This is a genomic window from Sphingobium sp. AntQ-1 (genome assembly GCF_028538045.1).
Taxonomy (GTDB): Bacteria; Pseudomonadota; Alphaproteobacteria; order Sphingomonadales; family Sphingomonadaceae; genus Sphingobium; species Sphingobium cupriresistens.
The window spans coordinates 98,598-123,529 of record NZ_CP117159.1 but is presented as its reverse complement, the minus strand read 5'-3'; the positions used below and the strand labels follow the sequence as shown (position 1 = coordinate 123,529).

Here is a 24,932-nt window from a genome sequence, read left to right as displayed (position 1 = left end):
AATGCCGCCGCCCGCCCGTTGTCAGGCTGCCTTGATCGGGTTGACCAGCAAGCCGATTTTCTCGATCTCCACCTCGCACACATCGCCATCCTTCATGAACAGCGGGGGCTTGCGGGCAAGGCCGATGCCCGACGGCGTCCCCATCACCAGCAGGTCGCCGGCCTCCAGCGTGAAGCAGGTCGACAGCAGCGCCACCGTGTCGACTACGTCGAATACCATGTCGGATGTGTTGGCGCTTTGCACAGTTTGGCCATTGAGGCGCGTCTCGATCTTGAGGCCCGCGCCGCCCGCCGGCAGTTCGTCGGGCGTCACCAGCCACGGCCCGAATGCGCCGGTATCGTCGAAATTCTTGCCGACGGTCCATTGCGGTGTCTTTAGCTGATAGTCGCGGATCGACCCGTCATTGAACACCGAATAGGCGACGATGTGCGACAGCGCGTCGTCCTTGGCTATGTCCTTGCCGCCCTTGCCGACGACCGCGACCATTTCGGCCTCATAGTCGAGCTGGTCGGAACAGGGCGGCTTGATGATGGGGGCGCCATGGCCGATCAGGCTGCTATTGAACCGACCGAACACGGTCGGGAATTCGGGTACCTGGAAACCGCCCTCCGCGGCATGGTCCTTATAGTTCAGGCCCAGGCACAGGATCTTGGGCGCCTTGACCAGTGGCGGCAGGAACGTCAGGTCGTCGATGGCGACATCCTCGCCCCCGGTCGCGACCGCGTCACCCGCCTGAGTCAGCGCATCGCCACCCTGCGCGATCAGCGCGTCCAGATCATAGAGCGCTGCATCGCCGAACAGCACCTTGACGCCCGCCCCGGTATCGACCGCCAAACCGATCTGCCCATTTTTCGAAACCTTAGCCAAACGCATGATTCTTGTCCTCCTGATACCCTGCCACCGTGGCGGCCGCCGCCATCCGGGTCAATATGAAATATATTCTGAGATTTAAAATATACTATCTGCATTTGCCTGTGGTTTCAAAGCTGCTATGACTGCTGCGATGATGAAGAAATTGAGCCTGACCGAGCGGGCCTATCGCCAGTTGCGGGATGATCTGCTGACGTGTCGGCTGGTGCCGGGTGACAGGATCAACATCAAGGATGTGTCCGACAATCGCGGATTCAGCCTTGGCGCGGTGCGGGAGGCTTTGTCCCGCCTGACGTCCGAAGGTTTCGTGACGCAGGATGATGCGCGCGGTTTTCGCGCGACGCCGATTTCGATCGGCGACCTGATGGATCTGGTAACGGTGCGCAGCGATATAGAAGGGCAATGTCTGCGCCGCGCCATTATGAGCGGAGGGCTGGACTGGGAGTCCGCGATCGTCAGCGCCGCCCACCGCCTGAGCAAAACGCCGACTCGCGATCCCGCCGATCCTGCCCGCCTGAACGAGGATTATGCCGACGCCCATGGCGCGTTCCACCATGCGCTGGTGGCCGCCTGCGACAGCCCCTGGCTGCTGCGGATGCGCGACTGGCTCTACGCCCAGTCGGAGCGCTATCGCTACCTCACCGTCCCGCTGGCGACCGGCGAGCGCGATCTGGTCCATGAACATCGCGATATCGTCACCGCGACGCTCGGCCGCGACGCCGATCGGGCGGTGGCGCTGCTGGGCGATCACCTGATGGCGACCGCCCGCCTGCTGGTCGATGCGCAGGACGGCGCGATGCGCCTGCCGGGCGAGAAGGCGGCCTGACCCCATTCTAGTCCTGCCGCTTCTGTCCGGTTCCGCCGCCACTGGCGGGCATTAGCATGTTGCTCATTCCGCCATCGACCAATATGTCGATCCCGCTAATATGTCCCGCTTGAGGCCCGATCAGGAACAAAATGGCGTTGGCGACATCTTCGGCCATGCCCAGCTTGCCCAGCGGTATGCTCGCCTCGCGCTGGTCGCGCCGGGCCTTGTCGTCATAGCCCGCTGCCGTCATCGGCGTATAGGTCGGGCCGGGGGATACGCTGTTGCATCGGATGCCGTCCGGTCCCCATTCGATGCTCAACTGGCGGATCATCATCAGCAAGGCGGCCTTGCTGCATGAATAGAAACCCAGCGCGGGCGTCGGCGCGGTCGCGGACATGGAGGCGGTGGCCACGAAGGCGCCCTTGCTGACTTTCAAATGCGGATGCGCCGCCTTGCCCAGCAGCCAGGCGGACCGGGTATTGATCGCAAAGATACGGTCGAAATCTTCGACGGGGAGGTCGACGAGCGCGCCACCCATGATGATTCCGGCATTGCTGACGACCGCGTCGATCCCGCCCATATGCGCAAGCGCTGCCGCCACGATCCGGTCGCCGCAATCCAGCTGCGCCAGGTCGACCACGCACGTCGCAGCCGCCGGGCCGATCGCATCGGCGACGATCTGAAGGTTGGCCGCATCCCGATCGACCAGCAACATCCGATGCTCGCCCGCAATCGCGCCGCCATCGGCCAGCAGTTGCGCGCAGGCGCGCCCTATGCCGCTGGCCGCGCCTGTGATGATGACCCGCATATATGCTCTCCCAATTCTTTTTTCTGTCAGTCGTTCAGGCCCAGTTCGTCCATCAACGCCGCGCGCAGCTTGAACTTTTGAATCTTTGACGCCGACATAGGCCATTCGTCGACGAACCGGATGTGGCGCGGCACCTTGAACGATGCCAGGCGCGCCTTGGTGTAGGCGATCAGTTCGTCCGGCTCCACCGACACGTCGCCATCGCACTCGATATAGGCCGCCGGTATCTCGGCCAGCCGATCGTCGGGCAGGCCGACGACCTGCGCCAGCCGGACGGCGGGATGGCTGGCCAGGACGGCCTCCACTTCCGCTGCTGCGACATTCTCACCGCCGACCTTTAGCATATCCTTGAAACGTCCATGGAACATCACATGGCCTTCCGCGTCGATCGATCCGATGTCGGCGCTATGATACCATCCGTCCGGGTCGATCGCTTCGGCGGTTTTTTCCGGGTCGCGATAATAGCCGTCGAACAGATTATAGCCGCGGATCAATATTTCGCCCCGCTCGTCCACGCCGCGTTCCACGCCGGTGTCGGGATCGATGATTTTCATCTCGATCCCGGCCAGCGGATAGCCCAGCTTTCTGAAGCCCATTTCAGGGTCCATCGCCGGGCCGCCAGTCGTCACGATCCCCGTCGCTTCGGTCATGCCCATGGTGCCGACTTGCAGCATGTTGGGCGCCTTGTCTCGATAGGCCCGGCCGACCCGGTCCGGCATGAAGGCAAAGCAGCTATTTTGCAGGCGGACGGACGACATATCCGTCTTGTCCCAATCGGGGTGCGCGATCATCGCCTGATGGAAGGTGACGAAGGGCAAAAACATCATCGTCACCCGTTCCGCCTCGATCTGGCGCAGGCTTTCCCCGGCGTCGAAATGGGGCTGGCCGATGAAGGTGCCGCCTACATCCATCGCGCCCAGCATGCACAGCATCGCGGCGATGTGAAACAGCGGCAGCGGCGACCAGGCGCGTTCGTCGGGCTGGAAGCCCCAGCGATAGCGGGCAAGATTATTCGCCTCGCGCGTCACCGCCTCATGGCTGAGCAGGCAACCCTTGGGATTGGCCGACGTCCCGGACGTATAGAGGATCATCGCGGTGTCGCGGACACGCACCGTCAAACGTGCGTCATGTATGTCCATCTCGCTGACGCCATCTGCCGCTGCATCGAACATGGCTTGGTCGATGAAACCGGGGGCGGAGCGTCCGCCAAGCATGATGATCTGTCGAAGCAGGGGCGTTTCCGCCAGCGTCAGCGCGGCAGGATCGACCGCCGATGACAGGTCGGGAAAGGCCTCTGTCAGGCGCGCGCCGAAATCCACATGCTCGCTGATCAGATCATTAGTCACGATTGCACGCAAATCGGCATTTTGCGCCACATAAGCCATTTCCGGCGCCTTGTAGCGGGCATTCATCAACACCGACACCGCGCCGCACATGGCGTTGGCGAACAGCGTTTCGACAAATTCGATGCTGGACGGCAATAATATGCCGACATGGTCGCCCCGCCCGATGCCCAGCGCTTTCAACCCACGCGCGCGCCGTAGGACGCTCGCCACCAGATCGTCATAGCTTTTGCGTTCGCCTGGAAAGACCAGTGCGTCCTTGCCGCGACCCTTGTCCCACCCTGCCAGTAGCAGATCGCCCAGCGTCGTCGCCGTTATGCGAATTGCGGCGCTGTCCTCGCCCTTGATGCCCACGAAAGCCCGCTCCTAAATTTCAGCCGATCCTGTCTTGGCATCAGATTGCAGCGCCCGCGCGCCCATGCGCCTTTCGTTGGATAGGTGCGGACAGGGCGGCCCGCGCCAAGAGCGGACACAGCAAAGTATCGGATCACGGGTCGGGAATTTACGATGGAAGCCTATATCTACGATCATGTTCGCACGCCGCGCGGCAAGGGCCGCCCGGACGGCGCGCTGCACGAAATCACGTCGGTCGAAATGGCCGCGCAATTGCTCAAGGCGCTCCAGACCCGCAACGATCTGGACACCGCGTTGCTGGACGATGTCATCATCGGCATGGCCCAGCCGGTCGGCGAGCAGGGCGGCGTTCTGGCCCGCGCGGCCGTATTGCAGGCCGGCTATGCTCAAACCGTCGCCGGACAGCAGATCCATCGTTTTTGCGCCACCGGGCTGGACGCTGTCAGCCTGATCGCGGCGCAGGTTCATGCCGGGATGATCGACGCGGGAATCGGCGGCGGCGTAGAATCGATGAGTCGCACGGTGATGGGTTATGATTCGGGCGCATGGACATCCGATCCCGCGGTTGCTTACGGCAATTATTACGCGCCGCAGGGGATCGGTGCGGACATTATAGCCACACTGGACGGCTATACCCGCGAAGATGTCGATCGCTTCGCGGTCGAAAGCCAGCGCAAGGCTGCCCATGCGTGGGATCAGGGCTATTTCAAACGCTCTATCGTCCCGGTAACGGATGTTTTAGGCGAGGTTGTCCTCGACCGTGACGAGCATATGCGTCCGGGCACCACAGTCGAAAGCCTGGCCAAGCTCAAGCCGGCGTTCGAAGGGTTCGGCAAGGCCGGGTTCGAAGCCGTGGCGAAGGCGAAATATCCGCAGATCGAAGAGCTGAGCTATGTCCATCATGGCGGCAACAGTTCGGGCATAGTCGACGGGTCGGGTCTGGTGCTCGTGGGATCCAGGGCATTTGGGGAAAAGGCCGGATTGAAGCCGCGCGGCCGCATCCGCGCCTATGCCAATATCGGGTCTGAACCCACGATCATGCTGACAGCGCCGACCGCCGTGTCGCGCAAGGCCTTGAAGGTCGGCGGCATGACTGAAAAGGACATCGACCTGTGGGAGCTGAACGAAGCCTTCGCCAGCGTCGTCATGCACTTCCAGCGCAACCTCGACATTCCCGATGACAAGATCAACGTGAATGGCGGCGCGATCGCCATGGGCCATCCGCTCGGCGCGACCGGGGCGATGATCCTGGGCACCGTGCTCGACGAACTGGAGCGGCGCGATGCGTCAACCGGCCTTATAACGCTGTGCGCCGCCAACGGCCTGGGCACGGCCGCCATTATCGAGCGCGTCTGAACGCGCCCTTGCGAACCATGAAGCGGGACATTCCATGAAGACCATGCAACTGCAAAAGGCCGATGACGGCTTCGCGATCCTGACCCTCGACGCCGAAGGATCGATGAACGTCGTCAACGATGCTTTCATCGCCGACATGGAAGCGGCGACCCGGCAGATAGCCGAAGACGACAGCATCAAGGGCGTCATCCTGACATCGGCCAAGGCCAGCTTCATGGCGGGCGCCGACCTCAAGCAACTGGTCAACGGCTTCGGTACGCTGACGCCCAGCCAAGCCTACGCCTTTTCCAAGCGCGCGACCGACATGCACCGCGCGATCGAACAATCGGGCAAGCCCTGGGTTGCGGCTATCAACGGGCTGGCGCTCGGCGGCGGGTTCGAACTCGCGCTCGCCTGCCATCGGCGCATCCTGGCGGACGATGCCAAGGCACTGGTCGGCCTGCCCGAAGTCAATGTGGGCCTGCTCCCTGGATCGGGCGGCACGGTACGGCTGGGTCTGATCGCGGGCATGAAAACCGCGCTCGACCTGCTGCTTTCCGGCCGTTCGGTCGGCCCTGCCGATGCGCTCAAGCTCAAGATCGTCGATGAGGTCGTGCCTGCCGCCACCCTGATCGACGCGGGCAAGGCCTGGCTGGCTACTGGTCCCGATCCGGTCAAGCCGTGGGACGTCAAGGGGTGGACCCCGCCGCAGAAGAAAGGGCTGACCGTCCCGGAAGACTCCGCCGCCTATATGATGGCGGCTGGCGGCCTAGCGAAGGTCGGCTATAATCAGCCGGCGCCGCTCGCCATCCTCAACTGTGTGTTCCAGGGGCTGCAACTGCCGTTCGACAAGGCGCTGACCGTCGAGGGCAAATATTTCGCCAGGCTGCTGACCGATCCTGTCGCGCGCAACATCATCCGCACGACCTTCATTTCCAAGCAGGCCGCCGAAAAGGGCGCGCGCCGTCCCGAAGGCTTTGAGAAATTCGCGGTCAAGAAGGTCGGCGTGCTGGGCGCGGGCATGATGGGCGCGGGCATCGCCTATGTCTCCGCCAATGCGGGTATAGAGGTCGTGCTGATCGACCGCGACACCGCGACCGCGCAAAAGGGCAAGGACTACTCCGCCAAGGTGCTGGGCAAGTCGGTGCAGAAGGGCCAGATAGCGCAGGATAAGGCCGACGCCATCCTGGCCCGTATTACCCCGACCGACGACTTCGCGCTCCTCGACGGCTGCGACCTGGTGATCGAAGCGGTGTTCGAGGACACTGCGATCAAAGCCGAAACCACGCGCAAGGCCGAAGCGGTGTTGCCCGAAGCGGCCATCTTCGCGTCGAACACGTCCACCCTGCCGATTTCCCAACTGGCACAGGCCTCCAGACGTCCCGACCAGTTTATCGGCCTGCACTTCTTCTCGCCGGTCGAGCGGATGGGACTGGTCGAGGTCATCATGGGTAAGCAAACCAGCAAGGCGACGCTGGCCAAGGGCCTCGATTACATCGCCCAGTTGCGCAAGACACCGATTGTCGTCAACGACAGCCGCGGCTTCTACACCAGCCGCGTGTTCCAGATGCTGATCCACGAAGGCGCTGCGATGCTGGCCGAAGGCGTACCGCCTGCGGTGATCGAGAATGCGGCAAAGGCAGTGGGGATGCCAGTCGGGCCGCTCGCTCTATTGGATGAACTGACGCTCGATCTGCCGCTCAAGATCGTCGATCAGGCGATCGCGGAAGAGGGCGACGCCTACACGCCGCCCGCCGGCGTTGCCGTCATGCGACGGATGAAGGATGAAATTGGCCGCTCCGGTCGCAAGACGGGCGGAGCGTTTTACGACTATCCCGAAGGCGGCAAGAAACATCTGTGGACAGGATTGGCCGATCATTTCCCTACCAAAGCTGGCTGGGACATTGAGGAACTGAAACAGCGCTATCTCTATGCCCAGGCGATGGAAACCGCCCGCTGCCTGGAAGAAAATGTGCTGGAAACGCCGCAGGATGCCGACCTTGGCGCCATTTATGGCTGGGGCTTCCCGGCATGGACCGGCGGCACGATCAGCTATATCGACACGATCGGCATCGCAAAATTCGTGCAGGAATCCGACCGCCTGGCCCAGCTTTACGGTCCGCGTTTCCTGCCGTCCGCCTGGTTGCGCGACAAGGCGGCCAGGGGCGAAGATTTCTACACCGCCGCCACCGAAACCACGGTCAAGGAGCCGGTTCCGGCATGAAACGCCTGATTTTCGAAACTGAGCATGAGCAGTTTCGCGATAGCGTGGTCAAGTTCATGGGCGCCGAAGTCGGCGCCCATGCCGAGCGCTTTCGCGAGCAGGGCATGGTGGATCGCGACCTGTATCTTAAGGCGGGCGCGAACGGTCTGCTGTGCACCTGGGCGGACGAAAAATATGGCGGCGCGGGGATAGACGATTTTCGCTTCGAACAGATCATCATCGAAGAAAATATGCGGCATGGCGATGTAGGCTTCTACATCAACCTGCATAATGATCTGGTTGCGCCCTATATCGCCAAGCTGGGAACGGAGGAACAGAAGGATCGCTGGATGCCCGGCATCGTCAGCGGGGAAAAAATCCTGGCCGTCGCGATGACCGAACCTTCGACCGGCAGCGACCTGGCCGGGATGCGCACCAGCGCCACCGATCAGGGCGACCATTGGCTGCTCAATGGCGCGAAAACCTATATTTCCAACGGGATATTGGGTGATTTGGTTATCGTCGCCGCGCGCACCGATCCCAACAGCCGCCACGGTCTTGGCCTGTTCGTGGTCGAACGCGGCATGGAAGGGTTCGAACGCGGGCGCAAACTCGCTAAGATGGGTCTGAAAGCCCAGGATACCGCTGAACTCTTCTTCAACGACGTGAAGGTGCCCAAGGCCAATGTGCTGGGCGATCCGACGCAGGGCTTCAAATATCTGGCCCGTTTCCTGGCGCAAGAGCGGTTGGTCGCCGCGATCGGCTTCATGGCGACGGCGCAGACCGCGTTCGACATCACGCTAGATTATGTGAAGGAGCGCAAGGCGTTCGGCAAACCGATCGGCGCGTTCCAGAACAGCCGGTTCAAGATGGCGTCGATGCGGGCCGAACTGGACGCGCTTCAAACCTATGTCGATCAATGCGTCCTGCTGCTCAACGCCGGCGAATTGACGGCGGAGGATGCGTCGGCGGCCAAGCTGTTGACCAGCGAACTGGAAGGCCGGGTGATGGACGAGTGCGTACAATTGCACGGTGGCGCGGGCTATATGGAAGAATATCGCATCAGCCGCATGTATACCGACGCCCGGATCAGCCGTATCTTCGCCGGCACCAGCGAAATCATGCGTGAAATTATCGGGCGCGGGCTGGGTCTGGACGAGCGCAAGCTGTCCTGAGCCATTGCCGGGAGAGTGCCGATGTTGAACCTTGATCGTTTGCGGGGCTTTGCTGTCCCGGCGGCGGAAGATATTTGCGATCCGCGCAGCGCCATCCTTTACGCGCTGGGCGTGGGTGCCGGGCTGGGTGCGATCGACGAGCAGCATCTGCTGTTCGAGCGTGACCTTGAAGTGCTGCCGACGATGGCGCTGGTGCTGGGGACACCGGGTTTCTGGCCGATGGCGGGCGAACTGGGCTGGGACTGGCCGCGCATCCTGCACGGGGAGCAGAGTTTGCGGCTGCTGCGTCCGTTGGAACTGGGCCAGTTGGTGCATGGCCGGATAGAGATTGGCGATGTCGCCGACAAAGGACCGGGCAAGGCTGCGCTGGTGCGCGCCAAGCGGACCCTGATGACCCCGACCGATCTGGTGATCGCGGAGATGGAGGAAATCTGGGTGCTGCGCGGCGCGGGCGGCTTTGGCGGTCCGCGCGATTTGCCGGGCCAAATGGCGACGACGATGCCCGACGAACCGGCCCATGCCTTGCTCGATCTGCCGACCGCGATCAATCAGGCGCTGCTCTATCGCCTGACCGGGGATCGCAATCCGCTGCATGTCGATGCAGGGACGGCGGCATCGGCAGGGTTTGATCGACCCGTTTTGCATGGGCTGGCGACGATGGGGCTGGTCAGCCGGGCGCTGGTTCACTTGTGCTGCGGCGGCCAAGCGGCGCTGCTGACCGGGATGAGTGCACGTTTCACCGCACCTGTCTGGCCGGGCGAAACGGTGCGGACCGAAATCTGGCGCGATGGCGATAACATATTGTTTCGGGCAAGCATCCCCGACCGCAGCGTCGTGGTAATGGATGGCGGACGTGCGTGCGTCGCCGGATTTTGAAGAAGAACGGGAAGCAAAGTGAAAATATTGGACGGTAAGATCGCGCTGGTTTCCGGTTCCGGTCGGGGTATCGGCAAGGCGATCGCGCTCAAGCTGGCGGGCAATGGCGCGCATGTCGTAGTCAACGACCTGGACAATGATGTCGCACAGGCGACTGCGGCGGAGATCGAGGCGCTGGGTGTGCGTGCCGTGGTGTGCGTGGGTGATGTGACGGCGGCGGATTTCGGCGAAAAATTTGTGGCCGCCGCGGTCGATGCCTTCGGCACGATCGACATCATCGTTAACAATGCCGGTTACGCCTGGGACTCGGTGCTGCAAAAGACCAGCGACGAACAATGGATGGCGATGCTGGACGTGCATCTGAGCGCCCCGTTCCGCATCCTGCGCGCCGCGCAACCGGTTATCGCCACTGCGGCCAAGGCGGAAATTGCCGAACATGGCCGTGCGCAGCGTCGCACGGTCGTCAATATCTCATCGGTCGCGGGGCTGGGGGGCAATGCCGGGCAGGCAGGCTATGCCGCGGGGAAGGCCGGGATCGTCGGCCTGACCAAGACCGTGATGAAGGAATGGGGGCGCTATAATGTCACGGTCAACGCCGTTGCTTTCGGCGCGATCATGACGCGGATGACCGCAGGGGAGGCCGGCAGTTCGACCATCAATGTCAAGGGCAAGGACATCAAGGCCGGCGTCAGCGACGAAATTCTCGAAGCGATGGAAAAAGGTATTCCGCTGGGCCGTGCCGGAACGCCGGAGGAAGCGGCGGGCGCTGTCTATCTGCTGTGCCTGCCGGAAGCCGATTATATCACCGGCCAGGTGATCGTTGCGGGTGGCGGCTGGCAATTATAGGGAGGAAGGGGGCGGCGAACCGGCATCGCGACCGCCCCCTCTCTTTCTTTTCAATTCAGCCGCAACCGACCACGCCGCCATCCACGGGAATTTGCGCGCCCGTCACATAGCCGCCTGCCCGCGAACACAGAAATATGACGATACCGGCGATGTCGTCCGGCTTGCCCAGGCGACGCAGCGGGATATGGGCTAGAAGCCCCGGATCGACATTGTCGTCGTCGCGCATATGCGCCGTCATCTTCGTGGGGAAAAAGCCTGGAATGACTGCATTTACGGTAATGTTGCGCGCGGCCAAATCCCCGGCCAGGTCGCGCGTCATCATATGAACGGCGGCCTTGCTGGCGGCGTAGCTATAGGCGTTCAAGCGCTCCGTCTTCATGCCCGCGACCGAACCGATGTTGATGATCCGTGCAGGATCGTCGGCAGTCGCACTGGCGCCCAATTCGGGCAGCAATTCACGCACCATGGTGAAAGGGGTCTGTACATTGACGGCCATCACGCCTGGCCATGCCTTGTCGGGGAAATTGTCTATATCGCCGCCCCAGGTCTTGCCAGCATTATTGACGAGGATGTGGCACGCGCCGATCGTATTGCGATAGCGCGCCACCAGATCGACCGCCGCCTCCGGCGTAGACAGATCGGCAGGCAGGGGGATGCACCTTCCCAGTACCGACATTTCGCTGGCCGCGGCCTCACAAATATCGGCTTTGCGCGATGTGATCGCCACGGTTGCGCCCGCGCGCAGAAGCCCCTCGGCGATCATGCGGCCAAGCCCTTGCGCACCGCCGGTGACGAGCGCCTGCTTGCCTGCAAGACTGAACAGGTCGCTCACATCGTCACCACGACTTTGCCGAATTTATGCGCGTCGCGCAGGTGGAGCAGCGCTTCCTTGGCCTGCGCCAAAGGATAGGACGCCTCGATCACCGGCTTGATCTTATGTTCATCCGCAAAGGCCAGCATGTCCTGGAAATCCTGCGGATCGCCGACCTGGCTGCCGACGATGCTGGCGCTTTTCAGGAATATGTCGGTCGCGTTGAACTTGATCTCGTTCCCTGCCGTCGAACCATAGATGACGATGCGCGCGCCTGGGTTGATGGCGCGGACATAGTTCGAAAAGCTGGGCGAAGGTGCGCCGTCCAGCACTACGTCGATGCCGCCGGTCAGCTTGCCGACCTGTTTGCGCCAGTCGGGATCGGTGTAGAGCAGGCCGCCCTTGGCCCCCATGGCGATGGCGCGGTCTATAACATCCTGACTTTCGCCCGTGACATAGACATTGGCGCCCTTGGCGACCGCGAAGGCAAGACCGAACGTGGCGACGCCGCCGCCCACGCCGCTGATGAGCAGCGTTTCGCCCGCCTGCAACCGCCCCTTGAACATCAGCGCCCGCCACGAGGTGAGCGCCGTCAACGGCATGGCGCCCGCTTCCTCGAAGCTCATGAATGCAGGCTTTGGCGCCAGATTTTCGACCGGCACGCAGATATATTCGGCAATGGTGCCAGCAAAGGGCATCCCCAGCAGGCCGAAATCGGCGGCGGGCGCGTGGCGGTTGGAACCCCAATTGCGCGCAGGATAGAGGACGACCTCGTCGCCTTCGCTGACGCCTGAAACGCTCTCTCCGATCATGTCCACGACACCCGCGCCGTCGCAACCCAGCGTGACGGGCACGGTCATGCCGGGATATTGGCCATGGGTTATGAACAATTCGCGGTGGTTGACCGACGCGGCTTTTATCGCGACGCGGACCTCGCCTGGCCCCGGCACCGGCGTTTCGACGTCCGCCACCACGACGGAATCGGGTCCGTCGATCTTTTCGAGATACAGGGCCTTCATGGTCAACCTTTCCTGATGTGCCGGCCCGGCGGTTCGGGTCGCCTGCCTTTTTCATGGACGGCGCGTGTGCGACGCAGCCTTGAGGTTTCCCCAGGACAATATCTGGCGCGAATGATGACCTATCTGAGGATAGGAAAAGGGGATTGCATTTAGGATTTCACAGGTCAGAATATATTTAGAACGATAAAACGAATCGTGCCACGCAGCACGAACAGGAGAGAATGATGGCTGTGGTCCCAACGATCGTCCTGCCGCCCCGGATAACGCCGACGCTGATCGAGCGTCCGGCGCTGGCCGCCCTGACCGAAAAGGTCGCCCAAGCGCGTCTGACCATGGTGTCCGCCCCCGCTGGCAGCGGCAAGACGACGGCGATGCTTTACTGGGCGGAAAGGCTGCGGGCGCAAGGTCGGCCCGTGCTGTGGCTGGCGGCGCGGGCCGGCATCGGCAACAAGACATCCTTCCTGCTGGCGCTCAAGGCCGCGGGGAATGCTCTGCGTCTCGACTGGCCCGACCTTGCCGGGGATGCCGATGACGCGGTCTGGCTCAGGACGTTATCGACGGTCGTGGAACCCAGGCCCGTCATCATCATCGACGACGCCCAATTGCTCGACGAACAGACCATCGCCTTCATCGCGCAACTGTCGTCAAGCGCGCGCGACGGGCTGACGATGATCGTGGCGGCGCGCGGCGTCGTCGGCCTGCCGCTGGCGCGGATGCGGGCGCTCGGCTTTCTGGTCGAAGTGGGCAACAGCGATCTGTCCTTCACCTTGGCTGAAGCTACCCAATTGGTGACTAAGAGCATCGGCGCGCCGATCGATTCGCGCGATTTGCAGGACATCGTGCGAGATACGCAGGGATGGGTGTCGGGCGTCGTCATCGCGTGCGACCTCTACCGGCGCGGGATGCAGGGCGGCGGCAATCTGCGGCTGACCGGCCTGCGCCCGGAGTTTGCGGAATATTTCCACGAGGAAGTCCTGGGCCTTCAGCCGGACCATGTGCGACGCTTTCTGGTCGACACGTCGATCCTCGACGAACTGACCCCGTCGGCCTGCGCAGCGGTCACCGGAGACGAAGACGCGCGCGTGATGCTGGATCATGTCTTTCGTCAGGGACTGTTTCTCAACGCCGTCGATCAGGAACATGGCCGCTACGCCTATCATCGCCTGTTCCGCGAGATGGTGCTGGGTCGCCTGATGGACCGTGCGCCCGCCCGCGCCACGATGACGCACTGCCGCGCGAGCAACCATTTCGCGGAGACCGGCGACATCGTAACGGCGATCGAACATGCGCGCTTGAGCGGGGACCAGGGCTTCCTGGCCGCGCAACTGGATCGGCTGGCCGAACGGCTGACCTATTCGGGCTATCTCTACCGAATTGACGAACTGAGCGCGGATCTGCCCTGGAGTGTGCTGGCGCAGCATCCCTATTTGTTGTTGGCATTGGCGTGGCGACGGATACGGCAATTATCCTTCGCCGCTGCCGACCGGCTGATTGCCACGGCGCGCTCGATCCATGATGCGCGCAGTCAGGGCGATGCGATGTCCGCCCATGAAAGCGAACAGCTTGACCTGATGATCCGACATCGGCTCGTGATGCTGGCCGCGGCGCGCGACGACATGGTCAATGTGGAGGCGGAGGCCGAGCCGCTGCTGGCCGAAATGGCCGAAAGCCATGCCTATCTGAGCTGCACATTGTTGGCGCAGCTGATGTCGGCGCGCCGCGAACTCTATCATTTTCAGGACATGCTCAAACTGGAGGCGGAAACCCGGCGCGCCTTGTCCCGTCCGGGATCGGACTTTGCTTCGATCGCGCTCAAGGCATCGGTCGCCCCGACATTGATGGCCCAGGGCAAGACCCAACTGGCGCATCGTTTTCTGGACGAGGCATTGACGCTGGCCAGGGAGATACACGGCGAAGGATCGGGCCTTGCCGCCTTGCCCGCGCTGCCGATGGCGGAACTTCTCTATGATGCTGGCGATATGGACAGTGCGACCGATCTGGTCGAACGCCATCTGCCGGTCGTGCGGCAATGGGGCTTTGCGGACCAGATGGCGTCGGGCTATATCGTCAACGCCCGTCTGCGCGCGGCGCGTGGCGATCTGCCCGGCGCGCTCACGACGCTCAACGACGCGCATCTGGTCGCGATCGAATGTGGGCTGGACCGGATGCGGGCGTTCATCGTGGCCGAAGAAGTCCGTTTGCTCATCAAGGCGGGGCAGATCGAGGAAGCAGAGCAGCATTTCGCGGCGGGCGATCCGCAACTGGATGGCGAACCGGTCCCCACGCTGCACCCCACCCGTCGCAACGAGAGTATCGCGATCGCCTGGCTGCGGATCGAAATGCAGCGGCATCGGCTTGGCCGGGCGCGCAAGGTCGCGCATCGCTGGCTGGAATTCGTCAAGCGGGCAGGCGCTGTGCGATCGGCGGTCACGTTCGAACTGCTGCTGGCTGAAATCGCCGTGTTGCAGGGCAATCGGTCCGAAGCGCGTCGGGCGGTTCGCACCGCTGTGGAAATGGCCGAACCGGCGGGCTGGGTCCGCACCTTCATCGACGAAGGCGAAGTGATCGCGTCGCTACTGACCGAAGCCTATGCGCAGGGACCGGAACTGGAAACCCCGGCTGACCGTTTCGCCGTGCGATTGGTGTCGATGATGCGCAGTGGTCCGCAGATCGAAACGGATGAGGATGACCAGGATGATTTCGGCCTGACCGGCCGCCTCGCCAATCGCGAAGTTGACATATTGACCATGGTCAGCGGCGGTTTGCGCAACCGCGAAATCGGGGACCGGCTGGGACTGACCGAAGGCACGGTCAAATGGTATATGCAGCAGATATATGACAAGCTGGGCGTGCGGCGGCGGCCGCAGGCGGTGCTGCGCGCGCGCCAGTTGGGTATCCTGCCCTGATCGCTTGTCCTGCGCCTATCGAAGGATAGATTGCGCGCCTCAGGGCGCCTGCCATCGCGCTGCTGCGTGAAAGGAACCATCATGGCCAAACGTAAAGTCATCATCAGCTGCGCCATCACCGGCGCAATCCATACGCCGTCCATGTCGCCCTATCTGCCGGTGACGGCGCAGGAAATCGCGGAATCGGCCGTCGGCGCGGCGGAGGCCGGGGCGGCGATCATCCACCTACACGCCCGCAATCCCGTCGACGGGCGCCCCGACCAGAATCCCGACCTGTTCGCGCCCTTCCTTCAGGTTATCAAGCAGCGCAGCGATGCGGTGCTCAACCTGACGACCGGCGGCCATCCGTCCATGAGCGTGCAGGAACGCATCCGCCCGGCCCAGACATTCGCCCCCGAAGTCGCCAGCCTGAATATGGGGACGATGGGCTTTGGCCTGTTTCCTATGCTGGACCGGTTCAAGGATTTCAAGCATGACTGGGAAGCTGCCGCGCTCGAAGCGTCGCGGGATCTGGTTTTCAAAAATACCTATGCGGACATCGAGCATCTGCTGGCGACGCTGTCGCCGCTCGGCACGCGGTTCGAATTTGAATGTTACGACACCAGCCATCTCTATAACCTTAAATATTTCCTCGATCGCGGACTGGTGAAGGCGCCGTTGTTCATCCAGACCTGCTTTGGCATATTGGGTGGCATCGGCAGCCATCCCGACGACATCATGCACATGAAGCGCACGGCCGACCGGCTGTTTGGCGATCAATATCAATGGTCGGTGCTGGGCGCAGGCGCGCGCCAGATGAGCATCGTCGCAATGGCCGCGTCGATGGGCGGCAATGTGCGCGTGGGGCTGGAAGATTCGCTATGGGGCGGTCCCGGTCGCCTGGCCCGGACCAATGCGGAACAGGTCGCGACCGCGCGGCAGATCATCGAAGGCATGGGGCTGGAAATCGCTACCCCGGACGAGGCGCGCGCCATTCTCGACCTCAAGGGTGCGGATCGGACCAGCATCTGATGACGCAGCCATCCGGACCTCTTGCGGGTATCCGTATCGTCGAAATCGACGCGATCGGCCCGGTGCCGCTGGCGGCGATGCTGCTGGCGGACATGGGGGCGCAAATCGTGCGCGTGGCGCGCCCGCCATCTGCGGGCGTAGGCGATTGGGAGGATGTCGGCGGCGACATTCTGCATCGCAGCCGCACCGTCACCTATCTGGACCTGAAACGGGAGGATGACCGCGCACGATTGCTCGACCTGATCGCGTGCGCTGATGGATTGATCGAAGGCTATCGGCCCGGCGTCATGGAACGGCTTGGCGTGGGTCCCGACATTTGCCTGGCGCGCAATCCCCGGCTGGTGTTTGGCCGTATGACCGGATGGGGCCAATCTGGTCCGATGGCGATGCGGGCGGGGCATGACATCAATTATCTGTCGATCACCGGCGCGCTGCACGCGATGGGCGCGCAAGGGGCGCCGCCGCTTGTGCCGCTTAATCTGGTGGGCGACTATGGCGGCGGAGCGATGTTCCTGATTTTCGGCCTGCTCAGCGCCCTGTTATCGGCGCAAAGGACCGGGCAGGGGCAGGTGGTCGATGCTTGCATAACGGACGGTGTGGCGTCGTTGATGAGCCTTTTTTACGCATGGCAGTCCAAGGGGCTTTGGACGGACGCACCGGCTTCGAACCTGCTGGATGGCGCGGCGCCTTTCTATCGCTGCTATGCCTGCGCGGATGGGCGGCATGTCGCGGTCGGTTGTCTGGAACCCAAATTCTTCGCACAGATGGTTGAGGGTCTTGGTCTTGGCCATCGGCGGTACGACCAGAATGACCGGGCGGGCTGGCCCGCGATGCAAGCCGATTTCGAAGCCGCCTTCGCCACGCGGCCGCGCGACGCATGGGCCGCCCATTTTGCGGACAGCGATGCCTGCGTCACCCCTGTTCTGGCGATGGGCGAAGCGCCGGAACATCCGCACAATCGAGCGCGCGGCACTTTTGTCCAACGCGGAGGAAGCGCCCAGCCCGCGCCTGCGCCACGGCTTGATCGCACGTCGGGCGCGATCGCCGAACCGGCGGTCGCAGACATTGCCGACCTTGTCCGCCGCTGGGCCTGAGCGATCTGTGACGGCTGCGCCATAAATACAACGATAGACAGATTTGTTTGTAACTGTGCAATGATTCCTGCCGAAAGGTAGGTGGAGAAAAACGGCCGCAAAGGCCTCTATGCTCCGTCGGGACGATGCCTGCGCAAAGAACAGGTGGTCCCAATGATCCTGGGAGAGAGAGAATGAAATTCGGCTTTTTTAAACTGGCCCTTTTGTCGACCGTAGCACCGATGGCGACTCCGATTTGGGCGCAGGATGCCGCTGGCGTTGCGCCGCAGGCCGAAAGCGCAAGCGGCGGCGACATCGTCGTGACTGCGCGTCGTCGCGAAGAACGGTTACAGGACGTGTCGGTTTCCATCGCTGCCTTTTCCACCGAAGCGCTGGAACGCAGCACGGTCCAGACGGTCAGCGACATCAAGACGATCGCGCCGGGCTTCACCTTCTCGTCCGAAGGGGGCAAGGACAATGTGGCGCTGACGCTGCGCGGCATCGGCCAGTTGCCGCTGGGTGAAGTGACGCCGGGCGTGGTCATCTATCTCAACGATACGCCGCTGCCGTCCGTCGGCTCCAACGTGCCGACCTATGACATCGGCAGCATACAGGTGCTCAAAGGTCCGCAGGGGACGCTGTTTGGCCGCAACACGCTGGGCGGCGCGGTGGTGATCGGCAGCCAGAAGCCGACCTATGAATTTGAAGGCTATGTCGAGGGCACTTACGGCAGTTTCGACTATCGCGAAGTGGAAGCCGCGATCAACATTCCGATCATTGCGGACAAGGTCGCCTTTCGCGCGGCCGGCCAGATCCGGCGACAGGATCCGCGGACGATCGCGTTCGACGGTGGGCCGGGCTTCGACAATATCAAGCAGGACGCCTTCCGCCTTTCGCTGCTGCTGGAGCCGGTTGAGGGGTTGAAAAGCACGACCGTCTACGAATATTTCAAAAGCGATGAACTGGCCGGCGGGTTATATCTGCTGCGTCAGAATTTTCCGCTGGCCGCCTTTGGTCTGGGCGTGCTCGATCCGCAGGCGCAGGCGGCGCTCCAGACGCAGCGCGCCAATCGCCGGGGTTCGTTCGACGGCGGTATCAATGGCGGGCGGGCATTCCGCAAGACCACGTCGATCACCAACGACACCTCGTTCAGCTTCGGCGATCTGACTCTGCGCAATATCTTTGGTTTCCGCAAGAATTTCAGCGACCAGCTCATCAACACCGGCGCATTGCCGAACCTGTCGATCCCGACCGGATTGCCCGCGCCGTTCCCGGCGGCGGTCCCCTTTACTTTGTTCAACGCCGCATCCGTGCTGGATCGTCAATATCTGACCAACGAAACGCAATTGCTGGGCGATTTCGGATCGTTCAACTTCATTACCGGCATATTCTATAATGACGACAGGTCCGCCGGGCCGACCGGATCGCAATTTACCGCCTTTTCGGTGGGGGGCGTGCCTGCCCCGGCAGTTAGCGCCCATGTCCGTAACAAGAATTGGGCGGTCTACGGTCAGATCGGCTACGAAATCACCGACAAGCTCAAGTTGAACCTTGGCGCGCGCTACAGCTGGGACAAGGTGTCGGCTTGTGGCGGCACAATCGGTACCAGCTATGTAGACGAAGATACCTGTCTTGCGACTGCGAATCTGGGTCTGGCCGACGGCGTCGGCACCGTATCCAACAAGGGTAAGGAGCCAAGCTGGACCATTGGCCTGGACTATAAGGCGACGCCCGACTGGTTGCTCTATATTTCATCGCGCCGGGGGTATCGCGGCGTGAATATCAACACGCCCTTGTTCGAAACCCCTTTCACGACCGGCGGGACCGACGCTGCCTGCGCGGCTACGGGCGGGATATGCCCTGATCTGCGCCCGTTTCAGAAGACCGACGAAGAAACGATCACGGACATCGAAGTTGGCTCGAAATATGACTATCATATCGGGTCGGCGCGGGGTCGGTTGAACCTGGCCGCCTATTACAGCAAATATAAGAATGCGCTGCAATTCCTCAACACCCAGACGATCGTACCCAATGGTACGCCGGATTCGCCGACCAACGGTTCGCTGGCGGCGAATGTCGCCGATCTGCGGATTTGGGGTGTGGAATTGGAAGCGTCGATCAGTCCCAGCCGCAACCTGACCGTCGCATTCAATGCCGCCTATACTAACGTGAAGGTCGAAAAGGTCGATGTTCCCGCCGGCCTGCCGGCTGCGGTTACCGTGGGCGAGGCTCAGATCAACACCTATTCGCCGACCTTTTCCGGCACCGCCAGCGTCAGCTGGATCCTGCCCGTCAGGCCAGCCGATGGCGACCTCGCCTTCAACGCCGATCTGTTCATGACCGACGATTTCGGTGGTCAGAACGGTGAGAAGCTGCCCGGATACAAGCTGGCCAACGCCCGGCTCGACTGGCGCGGTATCGGTGGAACGGGCCTGGACTTGGGTGTATTCGTCAAAAATCTCTTCAAAGAGGAATATTTCTCCGCGTCGAGTGTGCTACTCGCCTCTTTCCCGCTCAGCTCGGTCTATGCCGGGGAACCGCGGACCTGGGGCGTCAGCGCGAAATATCGGTTCTGAATATGGGCGGCGGAGTGGACAGGCTCTACTCCGCCGCCGCGATGGGGTAGCATAAGCGCGGAGTAGGATGTGACTTTGGACGATCTTCATCGCTGGGAAGCAGGCGCTGGTGACATCAGCGCCCTTCTGCGTGCTACTAGTCTGGACGCGATGATGACGACCGCACAGGCATTGACGGTGGAGGGGCATGGCGCGCGCGTCACCTATTCGCGCAAAGTGTTCATCCCGCTGACCAAGTTATGCCGCGACGTCTGCCATTATTGCACTTTTGCTACCACCCCCGCGCAGGCGGGAGACGCTTATCTCAACCGTGAGCAAGTATTGGCGATCGCGCGCGCCGGTGTCGCGGCGGGATGCCGGGAAGCCTTGTTTACATTGGGCGACCGACCCGAAGACCGCTACGGGGCTGCGCGCGAGGCGCTTGCCAGGCTGGGCCACGCTTCGACCTTGTCCTATCTCGCCGAAATGGCCGAACTGGTCCTGAAAGAGACCGGCCTGCTGCCCCACCTCAACCCCGGCCTGATGGATGCGGCCGATTATGCCCTGCTGCGGCCTCATGCCGCATCCATGGGCATCATGCTGGAAAGCAGCGCCGATCGGTTGTGCGCGCGCGGTGGGCCGCATTTCGGCTCGCCCGACAAGGAGCCCGCGCGTCGCCTGGCCACGATCGCCGAGGCGGGCCGCGCCAAAGTGCCTTTCACGACCGGGCTGTTGATCGGCATCGGCGATACCCGCGACGAACAGGTCGAAGCGCTCGTCGCCATCCGCGATCTACATCGCCAATATGGCCATATTCAGGAAGTCATCATCCAGAATTTCCGAGCCAAGCCCGGCACGCGGATGGCCGATCATACCGAACCGGCGCTCGACGACCATCTGTGGGCGATCGCCGCCGCGCGGCTGATCCTGGGGCCGGAGATGACGATCCAGGCGCCGCCCAACCTGCACGACCAGGTCGATCTCGCCCCTCTGATCCGGGCCGGAGTGAATGACTGGGGTGGGGTGTCGCCCGTGACGCCCGACCATGTGAACCCCGAAGCGCCTTGGCCGCATCTGGAGACATTGGCGCAGGCTACCCGCGCCGCTGGCCGCACGCTGGCCCAGCGGCTCGCCATCGGGCCACGCTATGCGCTGGCGGCACGGGATTGGGCCGCCCCCGCGGTCGCGACCAACATCCTGCGCGCTATCGACGGACGTGGCCTGCCCAAGCCCGACGATTGGGCGGCCGGACATGGCGATGCCGCGCCTGCGCTGACCGGAGGCGATGCCGGCCAGGCGTCGGTATCGGTGCAGGCGATCCTGCGCGACGCCGAAGCGGGTATGCGCCTGAGCGAGCGCAACATCGTAACCCTGTTCGATGCGGAGGGCCATGACCTTGCCGCCATCGTCGCCCAAGCTGATCGGCTGCGGCAGGAGAGCGTTGGCGAGACGCTGACCTATGCCGTCAACCGCAACATCAACTATACCAATATCTGCCTCTACAAATGCGGCTTTTGCGCCTTTTCCAAGGGCAGTACGAAGGCGATGCGCGGTCCCGCCTACCGGCTCGACTATGCCGAGGTCGGGCGGCGCGCGGCGGAAGCTTGGAATCGCGGCGCGACCGAAGTCTGCCTGCAAGGCGGCATCCATCCCGACTATGACGGCAACACCTATCTGGCGGTGCTAAAGGCCGTGCGCGACGCCGCGCCCGATATCCATATCCACGCCTTCTCTCCGCTGGAAGTCACCCATGGCGCGCAGACGCTGGGCCTGCCGCTGGAGGATTATCTGGCGCGGTTGAAGGCGGCGGGCCTCTCCACGCTGCCCGGCACCGCGGCCGAAATACTCGACCCCGAAATCCGCGCCCTGATCTGCCCGGACAAGGTCAGCGCGGACGAGTGGATCGAGGTGATGCGCGTCGCCCATGGCATCGGCCTGCGCAGCACCGCGACGATCATGTTCGGCCATGTCGAGGGCTATCGCCACTGGGCGCGCCACCTGCTGCGCATCCGCGCCTTGCAGGAACAGACCGGCGGCTTTACCGAATTCGTACCCTTGCCGTTCGTCCATATGGAAGCGCCGATCTGGCGCAAAGGGCTGGCCCGGTCGGGACCAAGTTATCGCGAGGCGGTGCTGATGCATGCCATCGCCCGCATCGTGCTGCACCCGCTGATCCCCAATATCCAGGTGTCCTGGGTCAAGATGGGACCGGAGGGTGCGGCGGCGATCCTGAATGCGGGCGCGAATGACATGGGCGGCACGCTGATGGATGAATCGATCACCCGCGCGGCGGGCGGCGTCAACGGCCAGGAATTTGGCCCGGCGGAAATGCGCGCGCTGGCCGCTTCGGTCGGCCGCCCGGTGCGTCAGCGCACCACCCTTTACGAGCCGGTATTGCCCCGGCAAACCCACATCACGGAGTCTCTATGACCGATCTGTTGCACCCCCTGAAGGACAAGGTGGCGATCATCACCGGCGGCGGCAGCGGCATCGGCCGCGCCACCGCGCTGATGATGGCGCAACGCGGCGCGAAGGTCGCGATCACCGGACGCACCGAGGCGCGGCTCGCCCATGTCGTGGAAGAAATCACCGCCGCAGGCGGGCAGGCGCTGGCCGTCGCCATGGACGTGATGGAGGAAGCCTCGATCGCGGCGGGCATAACCAGGGTGGTCGACCATTTCGGCGGTCTCCATATCCTGCACAGCAACGCCGCCCAGACCGGCCTGATGCACGAAGACGCGCTGATCGCGGACATGGACGTCGCTTTCTGGGACCGCACCTTCGCCACCAACCTGCGCGGGTCGATGCTATGCGCCAAGCACGCCATTCCCCATCTGCTTTCGGCAGGCGGCGGGTCGATCGTTTTCACAGGCTCCGGCAAGGGGCTGGCGGGCGACCTCGACTATCCCGCTTATGGCACGACCAAGGCCGGGATGCTGGGCCTCTCCAAATATATCGCCACCCAATATGGCAAGCAGGGCATCCGCTCCAACGTGGTCGTGGTCGGGCTGGTGATGACGGAAGCGCTGGATGACAATATGCCGCTGGAGGCCCAGAAGCTGATGACCGAACATAATCTGGTCGATTATCTGGGTCGCCCCGAAGATATCGCCGAAGTCGTCGCCTTCCTCGCGTCCGATCAGGCGCGCTATGTCACCGGCGCGTCGATCGTCGCCGATGGCGGCTTCACATCCCATTCGGCGGTCTATGCGGACATGATGCGCTTCGCCGCGATGCAGACGGGGACACCGGCATGAGCCTTCCTGCTATCGCCGTAGTCGGCGGCACCGGCAATCTGGGCGCGGCGATCGCCTGGCGCCTCGCCCGCGCGGGCTATCCCGTCGTCATCGGGTCGCGCAGCGCCGACGGCGCGCAAAAGGCGGCCGCAGAGCTTGGCCACGGCCTTTCGGGCGCGACCAATATCGAGGCGGCGGCGGGGGCGGACATCGTCATCGTCACCGTGCCCTTTGCCGCGCAGGACGCGACGTTGCGCGACATCGCGCCCCATGTCGCGGGCAAGATCGTCGTGGACACCACGGTCCCGCTGGTCCCGCCCAAGGTGATGCGCGTGCAGCTTCCCGCCGAAGGCTCCGCTGCGCTGCGGGCGCAGGCAGCGCTGGGCGGGGGCGTGACGCTTGTGTCGGCCTTCCACAATGTCGCCGCGCACAAGCTGGCCAAGGATGTCGATGTCGGCTGCGACGTGCTGGTGTTCGGCGATGACAAGGCGGCGCGTGGTCAGGTCGTGGCGCTGGCCGACGCGATGGGCCTGCGCGGCCTGCATGGCGGCGCGCTGTGCAATGCCGCCGCGGCCGAAGCGCTGACGTCCATCCTCATCTTTCTCAACAAGACCTACAAGGTAGATGGCGCTGGCATCCGCATCACCGGCGACCTGATCCCGCCCGCCGATTGACCGCCCCCTTCCGGGCGGAAGGTGCGAGGGTGGCGCCGGGTGCGCCATTTTGTCCGGCATAAGTGACCAAGGGGATAGAGGAATGAAGCTCAACATCGGTGTGCCCAATTCGATGCACGTCGCGGCGATGACGCAACCATGGGAACATGCGCTGACCGGCGATGACATAGGCCATGTGCTCAAGATCGCGGATGATCTGGGTTTTCACAAATGTATGTTGGGCGAGCATTTCATCATCCCGCAGGAACATGTCGCGCTGTCGGGCGACCATTATGTCCATGGCACCGTTGCGCTGGCTTTCCTTGCCGGGCGCACCGCGAAAATGCGGGTCAGTTCGTCCGTCTCCATTCTGCCGCTGCAAAGCCCCATCGTGCAGGCTAAGGCCTGGTCCACGCTCGACTGGCTGAGCGGCGGCCGCGCCACCGCGCTGTTCGGGGTCGGCTGGCTGAAGGAGGAATTCGACATGCTGGGCGTCGATTTCCACAATCGCGGGCGCATGGCGGACGAATATGTCGCCGCGATCATCGAGTTGTGGACGTCCGACACGCCGACCTTCGAGGGCGAATTTGTTTCTTTCAAGAATGTCGGCTTCGCGCCCAAGCCGGTGCAGCAGCCGCGCCTGCCGATTTGGTTTGGCGGCGACGCGGAACCGGTCTTGAAGCGTGTCGCGAAATTCGGCGACGGCTGGTCGCCTTTCCGCACCCCGCCCGAAAAATTCCCCCAATGCCTCGACCTCATCCGCACCCAGCCGACCTATGATGGCCGCCCGATCGACCTGTTCTTCGCGCTCGAAATGCTCAATGTCGGCGCCCATCACGAAATCATGGACGATCCCCGCGCGCCCGGCACCCGTAATGCGCAGAAGATCATCGACCAGATCGGCTGGCTGAAGGATCTGGGCGTGAACGAAACGATCGTGCCGCTGCCACCGGGCATGACGGGCCTCACCGAATATATCGAACGGCTGCACTGGGTGGCCGAAGAGATCATGCCCAAGGTGTGAGCATTGCCCACCCGCATACTGAATCG

At 63.0% G+C, this 24,932-nt stretch carries 19 protein-coding genes; 14 read left to right on the top strand and 5 right to left on the bottom strand.

The window, feature by feature from the left end; translation table 11 throughout:
* Positions 1 to 21: 21 nt before the first annotated feature.
* Positions 22 to 873, bottom strand: coding sequence for a fumarylacetoacetate hydrolase family protein (locus sphantq_RS19355; protein WP_272800465.1), 852 nt, complete (start codon positions 871 to 873; stop codon positions 22 to 24).
* 130 nt (positions 874 to 1,003) lie between these two features.
* Here sphantq_RS19355 and sphantq_RS19350 point away from each other — a divergent pair, with 130 nt between their 5' ends.
* The gene (locus tag sphantq_RS19350) at positions 1,004 to 1,696 is read left to right on the top strand and encodes a GntR family transcriptional regulator (protein WP_201785544.1); all 693 of its coding nucleotides are present in this window, start codon (positions 1,004 to 1,006) and stop codon (positions 1,694 to 1,696) included.
* 7 nt (positions 1,697 to 1,703) lie between these two features.
* Here the strand turns inward: sphantq_RS19350 and sphantq_RS19345 are convergent, their stop codons facing one another.
* Entirely contained in the window at positions 1,704 to 2,486 is a 783-nt protein-coding gene (locus sphantq_RS19345; protein ID WP_066607780.1) for an SDR family NAD(P)-dependent oxidoreductase, read from the bottom strand.
* 26 nt (positions 2,487 to 2,512) lie between these two features.
* Positions 2,513 to 4,183 (bottom strand): class I adenylate-forming enzyme family protein, encoded by a 1,671-nt coding sequence (locus sphantq_RS19340; protein WP_066607782.1) that lies wholly within the window; start codon positions 4,181 to 4,183, stop codon positions 2,513 to 2,515.
* A 153-nt stretch (positions 4,184 to 4,336) separates the two neighbouring features.
* Between sphantq_RS19340 and sphantq_RS19335 the strand changes: the two genes are divergently transcribed.
* Genes sphantq_RS19335 through sphantq_RS19315 form a run of 5 tightly spaced genes read left to right on the top strand, consistent with a single transcriptional unit; the run spans position 4,337 to position 10,618 of the window.
* On the top strand, positions 4,337 to 5,539 hold the full coding sequence (locus sphantq_RS19335; protein WP_129926244.1) for an acetyl-CoA C-acetyltransferase: 1,203 nt from the start codon (positions 4,337 to 4,339) through the stop codon (positions 5,537 to 5,539).
* Positions 5,540 to 5,573: 34 nt separating this feature from the next.
* On the top strand, positions 5,574 to 7,742 hold the full coding sequence (locus sphantq_RS19330) for a 3-hydroxyacyl-CoA dehydrogenase NAD-binding domain-containing protein (RefSeq protein ID WP_272800464.1): 2,169 nt from the start codon (positions 5,574 to 5,576) through the stop codon (positions 7,740 to 7,742).
* Positions 7,739 to 8,896: an acyl-CoA dehydrogenase family protein gene (locus sphantq_RS19325; protein WP_129926245.1), complete on the top strand. Its 1,158-nt coding sequence runs from the start codon at positions 7,739 to 7,741 to the stop codon at positions 8,894 to 8,896. The genes sphantq_RS19330 and sphantq_RS19325 overlap by 4 nt, the downstream gene beginning before the upstream one ends.
* 21 nt (positions 8,897 to 8,917) lie before the next feature.
* A complete protein-coding gene (locus sphantq_RS19320) occupies positions 8,918 to 9,772 on the top strand; it encodes a MaoC/PaaZ C-terminal domain-containing protein (RefSeq protein WP_272800463.1) in 855 nt (284 codons plus the stop codon).
* A gap of 18 nt (positions 9,773 to 9,790) precedes the next feature.
* Entirely contained in the window at positions 9,791 to 10,618 is an 828-nt protein-coding gene (locus tag sphantq_RS19315; protein ID WP_066607793.1) for an SDR family NAD(P)-dependent oxidoreductase, read from the top strand.
* 55 nt (positions 10,619 to 10,673) lie between these two features.
* On the opposite strand, the gene sphantq_RS19310 is transcribed toward sphantq_RS19315, so the two are convergent.
* Both sphantq_RS19310 and sphantq_RS19305 read right to left on the bottom strand, forming a co-directional pair.
* The gene (locus sphantq_RS19310) at positions 10,674 to 11,450 is read right to left on the bottom strand and encodes an SDR family oxidoreductase (protein ID WP_272800462.1); all 777 of its coding nucleotides are present in this window, start codon (positions 11,448 to 11,450) and stop codon (positions 10,674 to 10,676) included.
* Positions 11,447 to 12,448: a quinone oxidoreductase family protein gene (locus sphantq_RS19305; protein WP_066607798.1), complete on the bottom strand. Its 1,002-nt coding sequence runs from the start codon at positions 12,446 to 12,448 to the stop codon at positions 11,447 to 11,449. The genes sphantq_RS19310 and sphantq_RS19305 overlap by 4 nt, the downstream gene beginning before the upstream one ends.
* A 221-nt stretch (positions 12,449 to 12,669) precedes the next feature.
* Here sphantq_RS19305 and sphantq_RS19300 point away from each other — a divergent pair, with 221 nt between their 5' ends.
* The 8 genes from sphantq_RS19300 (at position 12,670) to sphantq_RS19265 (ending at position 24,906) form a co-directional block, all read left to right on the top strand.
* Positions 12,670 to 15,354 carry a LuxR C-terminal-related transcriptional regulator gene (locus sphantq_RS19300; RefSeq protein WP_242495989.1) on the top strand — a complete coding sequence of 895 codons (2,685 nt, stop codon included), beginning with the start codon at positions 12,670 to 12,672 and terminating at the stop codon, positions 15,352 to 15,354.
* Between the two features lie 81 nt (positions 15,355 to 15,435).
* The gene (locus sphantq_RS19295; protein WP_129926248.1) at positions 15,436 to 16,365 is read left to right on the top strand and encodes a 3-keto-5-aminohexanoate cleavage protein; all 930 of its coding nucleotides are present in this window, start codon (positions 15,436 to 15,438) and stop codon (positions 16,363 to 16,365) included.
* Positions 16,365 to 17,459: a CaiB/BaiF CoA transferase family protein gene (locus sphantq_RS19290; RefSeq protein WP_129926249.1), complete on the top strand. Its 1,095-nt coding sequence runs from the start codon at positions 16,365 to 16,367 to the stop codon at positions 17,457 to 17,459. The genes sphantq_RS19295 and sphantq_RS19290 overlap by 1 nt, the downstream gene beginning before the upstream one ends.
* Before the next feature lie 221 nt (positions 17,460 to 17,680).
* Complete coding sequence (locus sphantq_RS19285; protein WP_207212375.1) at positions 17,681 to 20,014, top strand: TonB-dependent receptor; 2,334 nt, start codon at positions 17,681 to 17,683, stop codon at positions 20,012 to 20,014.
* Positions 20,015 to 20,083: 69 nt separating this feature from the next.
* Positions 20,084 to 22,423, top strand: coding sequence for a 5-amino-6-(D-ribitylamino)uracil--L-tyrosine 4-hydroxyphenyl transferase CofH (gene cofH / locus sphantq_RS19280; RefSeq protein ID WP_129926251.1), 2,340 nt, complete (start codon positions 20,084 to 20,086; stop codon positions 22,421 to 22,423).
* Positions 22,420 to 23,250 (top strand): SDR family NAD(P)-dependent oxidoreductase, encoded by an 831-nt coding sequence (locus sphantq_RS19275; RefSeq protein ID WP_129926252.1) that lies wholly within the window; start codon positions 22,420 to 22,422, stop codon positions 23,248 to 23,250. The genes cofH and sphantq_RS19275 overlap by 4 nt, the downstream gene beginning before the upstream one ends.
* Positions 23,247 to 23,903 (top strand): NADPH-dependent F420 reductase, encoded by a 657-nt coding sequence (gene npdG / locus sphantq_RS19270; RefSeq protein WP_129926253.1) that lies wholly within the window; start codon positions 23,247 to 23,249, stop codon positions 23,901 to 23,903. The genes sphantq_RS19275 and npdG overlap by 4 nt, the downstream gene beginning before the upstream one ends.
* 82 nt (positions 23,904 to 23,985) lie before the next feature.
* On the top strand, positions 23,986 to 24,906 hold the full coding sequence (locus tag sphantq_RS19265) for a TIGR03619 family F420-dependent LLM class oxidoreductase (protein WP_066607816.1): 921 nt from the start codon (positions 23,986 to 23,988) through the stop codon (positions 24,904 to 24,906).
* The last annotated feature ends 26 nt before the right edge of the window (positions 24,907 to 24,932 follow it).

Coding starts and splice junctions, on each gene's coding strand:
- sphantq_RS19355 (WP_272800465.1), bottom strand. CDS start 873: ATGCGTTTGGCTAAGGTTTCGAAAAATGGGCAGATCGGTTTGGCGGTC.
- sphantq_RS19350 (WP_201785544.1), top strand. CDS start 1,004: ATGATGAAGAAATTGAGCCTGACCGAGCGGGCCTATCGCCAGTTGCGG.
- sphantq_RS19345 (WP_066607780.1), bottom strand. CDS start 2,486: ATGCGGGTCATCATCACAGGCGCGGCCAGCGGCATAGGGCGCGCCTGC.
- sphantq_RS19335 (WP_129926244.1), top strand. CDS start 4,337: ATGGAAGCCTATATCTACGATCATGTTCGCACGCCGCGCGGCAAGGGC.
- sphantq_RS19330 (WP_272800464.1), top strand. CDS start 5,574: ATGAAGACCATGCAACTGCAAAAGGCCGATGACGGCTTCGCGATCCTG.
- sphantq_RS19325 (WP_129926245.1), top strand. CDS start 7,739: ATGAAACGCCTGATTTTCGAAACTGAGCATGAGCAGTTTCGCGATAGC.
- sphantq_RS19320 (WP_272800463.1), top strand. CDS start 8,918: ATGTTGAACCTTGATCGTTTGCGGGGCTTTGCTGTCCCGGCGGCGGAA.
- sphantq_RS19305 (WP_066607798.1), bottom strand. CDS start 12,448: ATGAAGGCCCTGTATCTCGAAAAGATCGACGGACCCGATTCCGTCGTG.
- sphantq_RS19300 (WP_242495989.1), top strand. CDS start 12,670: ATGATGGCTGTGGTCCCAACGATCGTCCTGCCGCCCCGGATAACGCCG.
- sphantq_RS19295 (WP_129926248.1), top strand. CDS start 15,436: ATGGCCAAACGTAAAGTCATCATCAGCTGCGCCATCACCGGCGCAATC.
- sphantq_RS19290 (WP_129926249.1), top strand. CDS start 16,365: ATGACGCAGCCATCCGGACCTCTTGCGGGTATCCGTATCGTCGAAATC.
- sphantq_RS19285 (WP_207212375.1), top strand. CDS start 17,681: ATGGCGACTCCGATTTGGGCGCAGGATGCCGCTGGCGTTGCGCCGCAG.
- sphantq_RS19275 (WP_129926252.1), top strand. CDS start 22,420: ATGACCGATCTGTTGCACCCCCTGAAGGACAAGGTGGCGATCATCACC.
- npdG (WP_129926253.1), top strand. CDS start 23,247: ATGAGCCTTCCTGCTATCGCCGTAGTCGGCGGCACCGGCAATCTGGGC.
- sphantq_RS19265 (WP_066607816.1), top strand. CDS start 23,986: ATGAAGCTCAACATCGGTGTGCCCAATTCGATGCACGTCGCGGCGATG.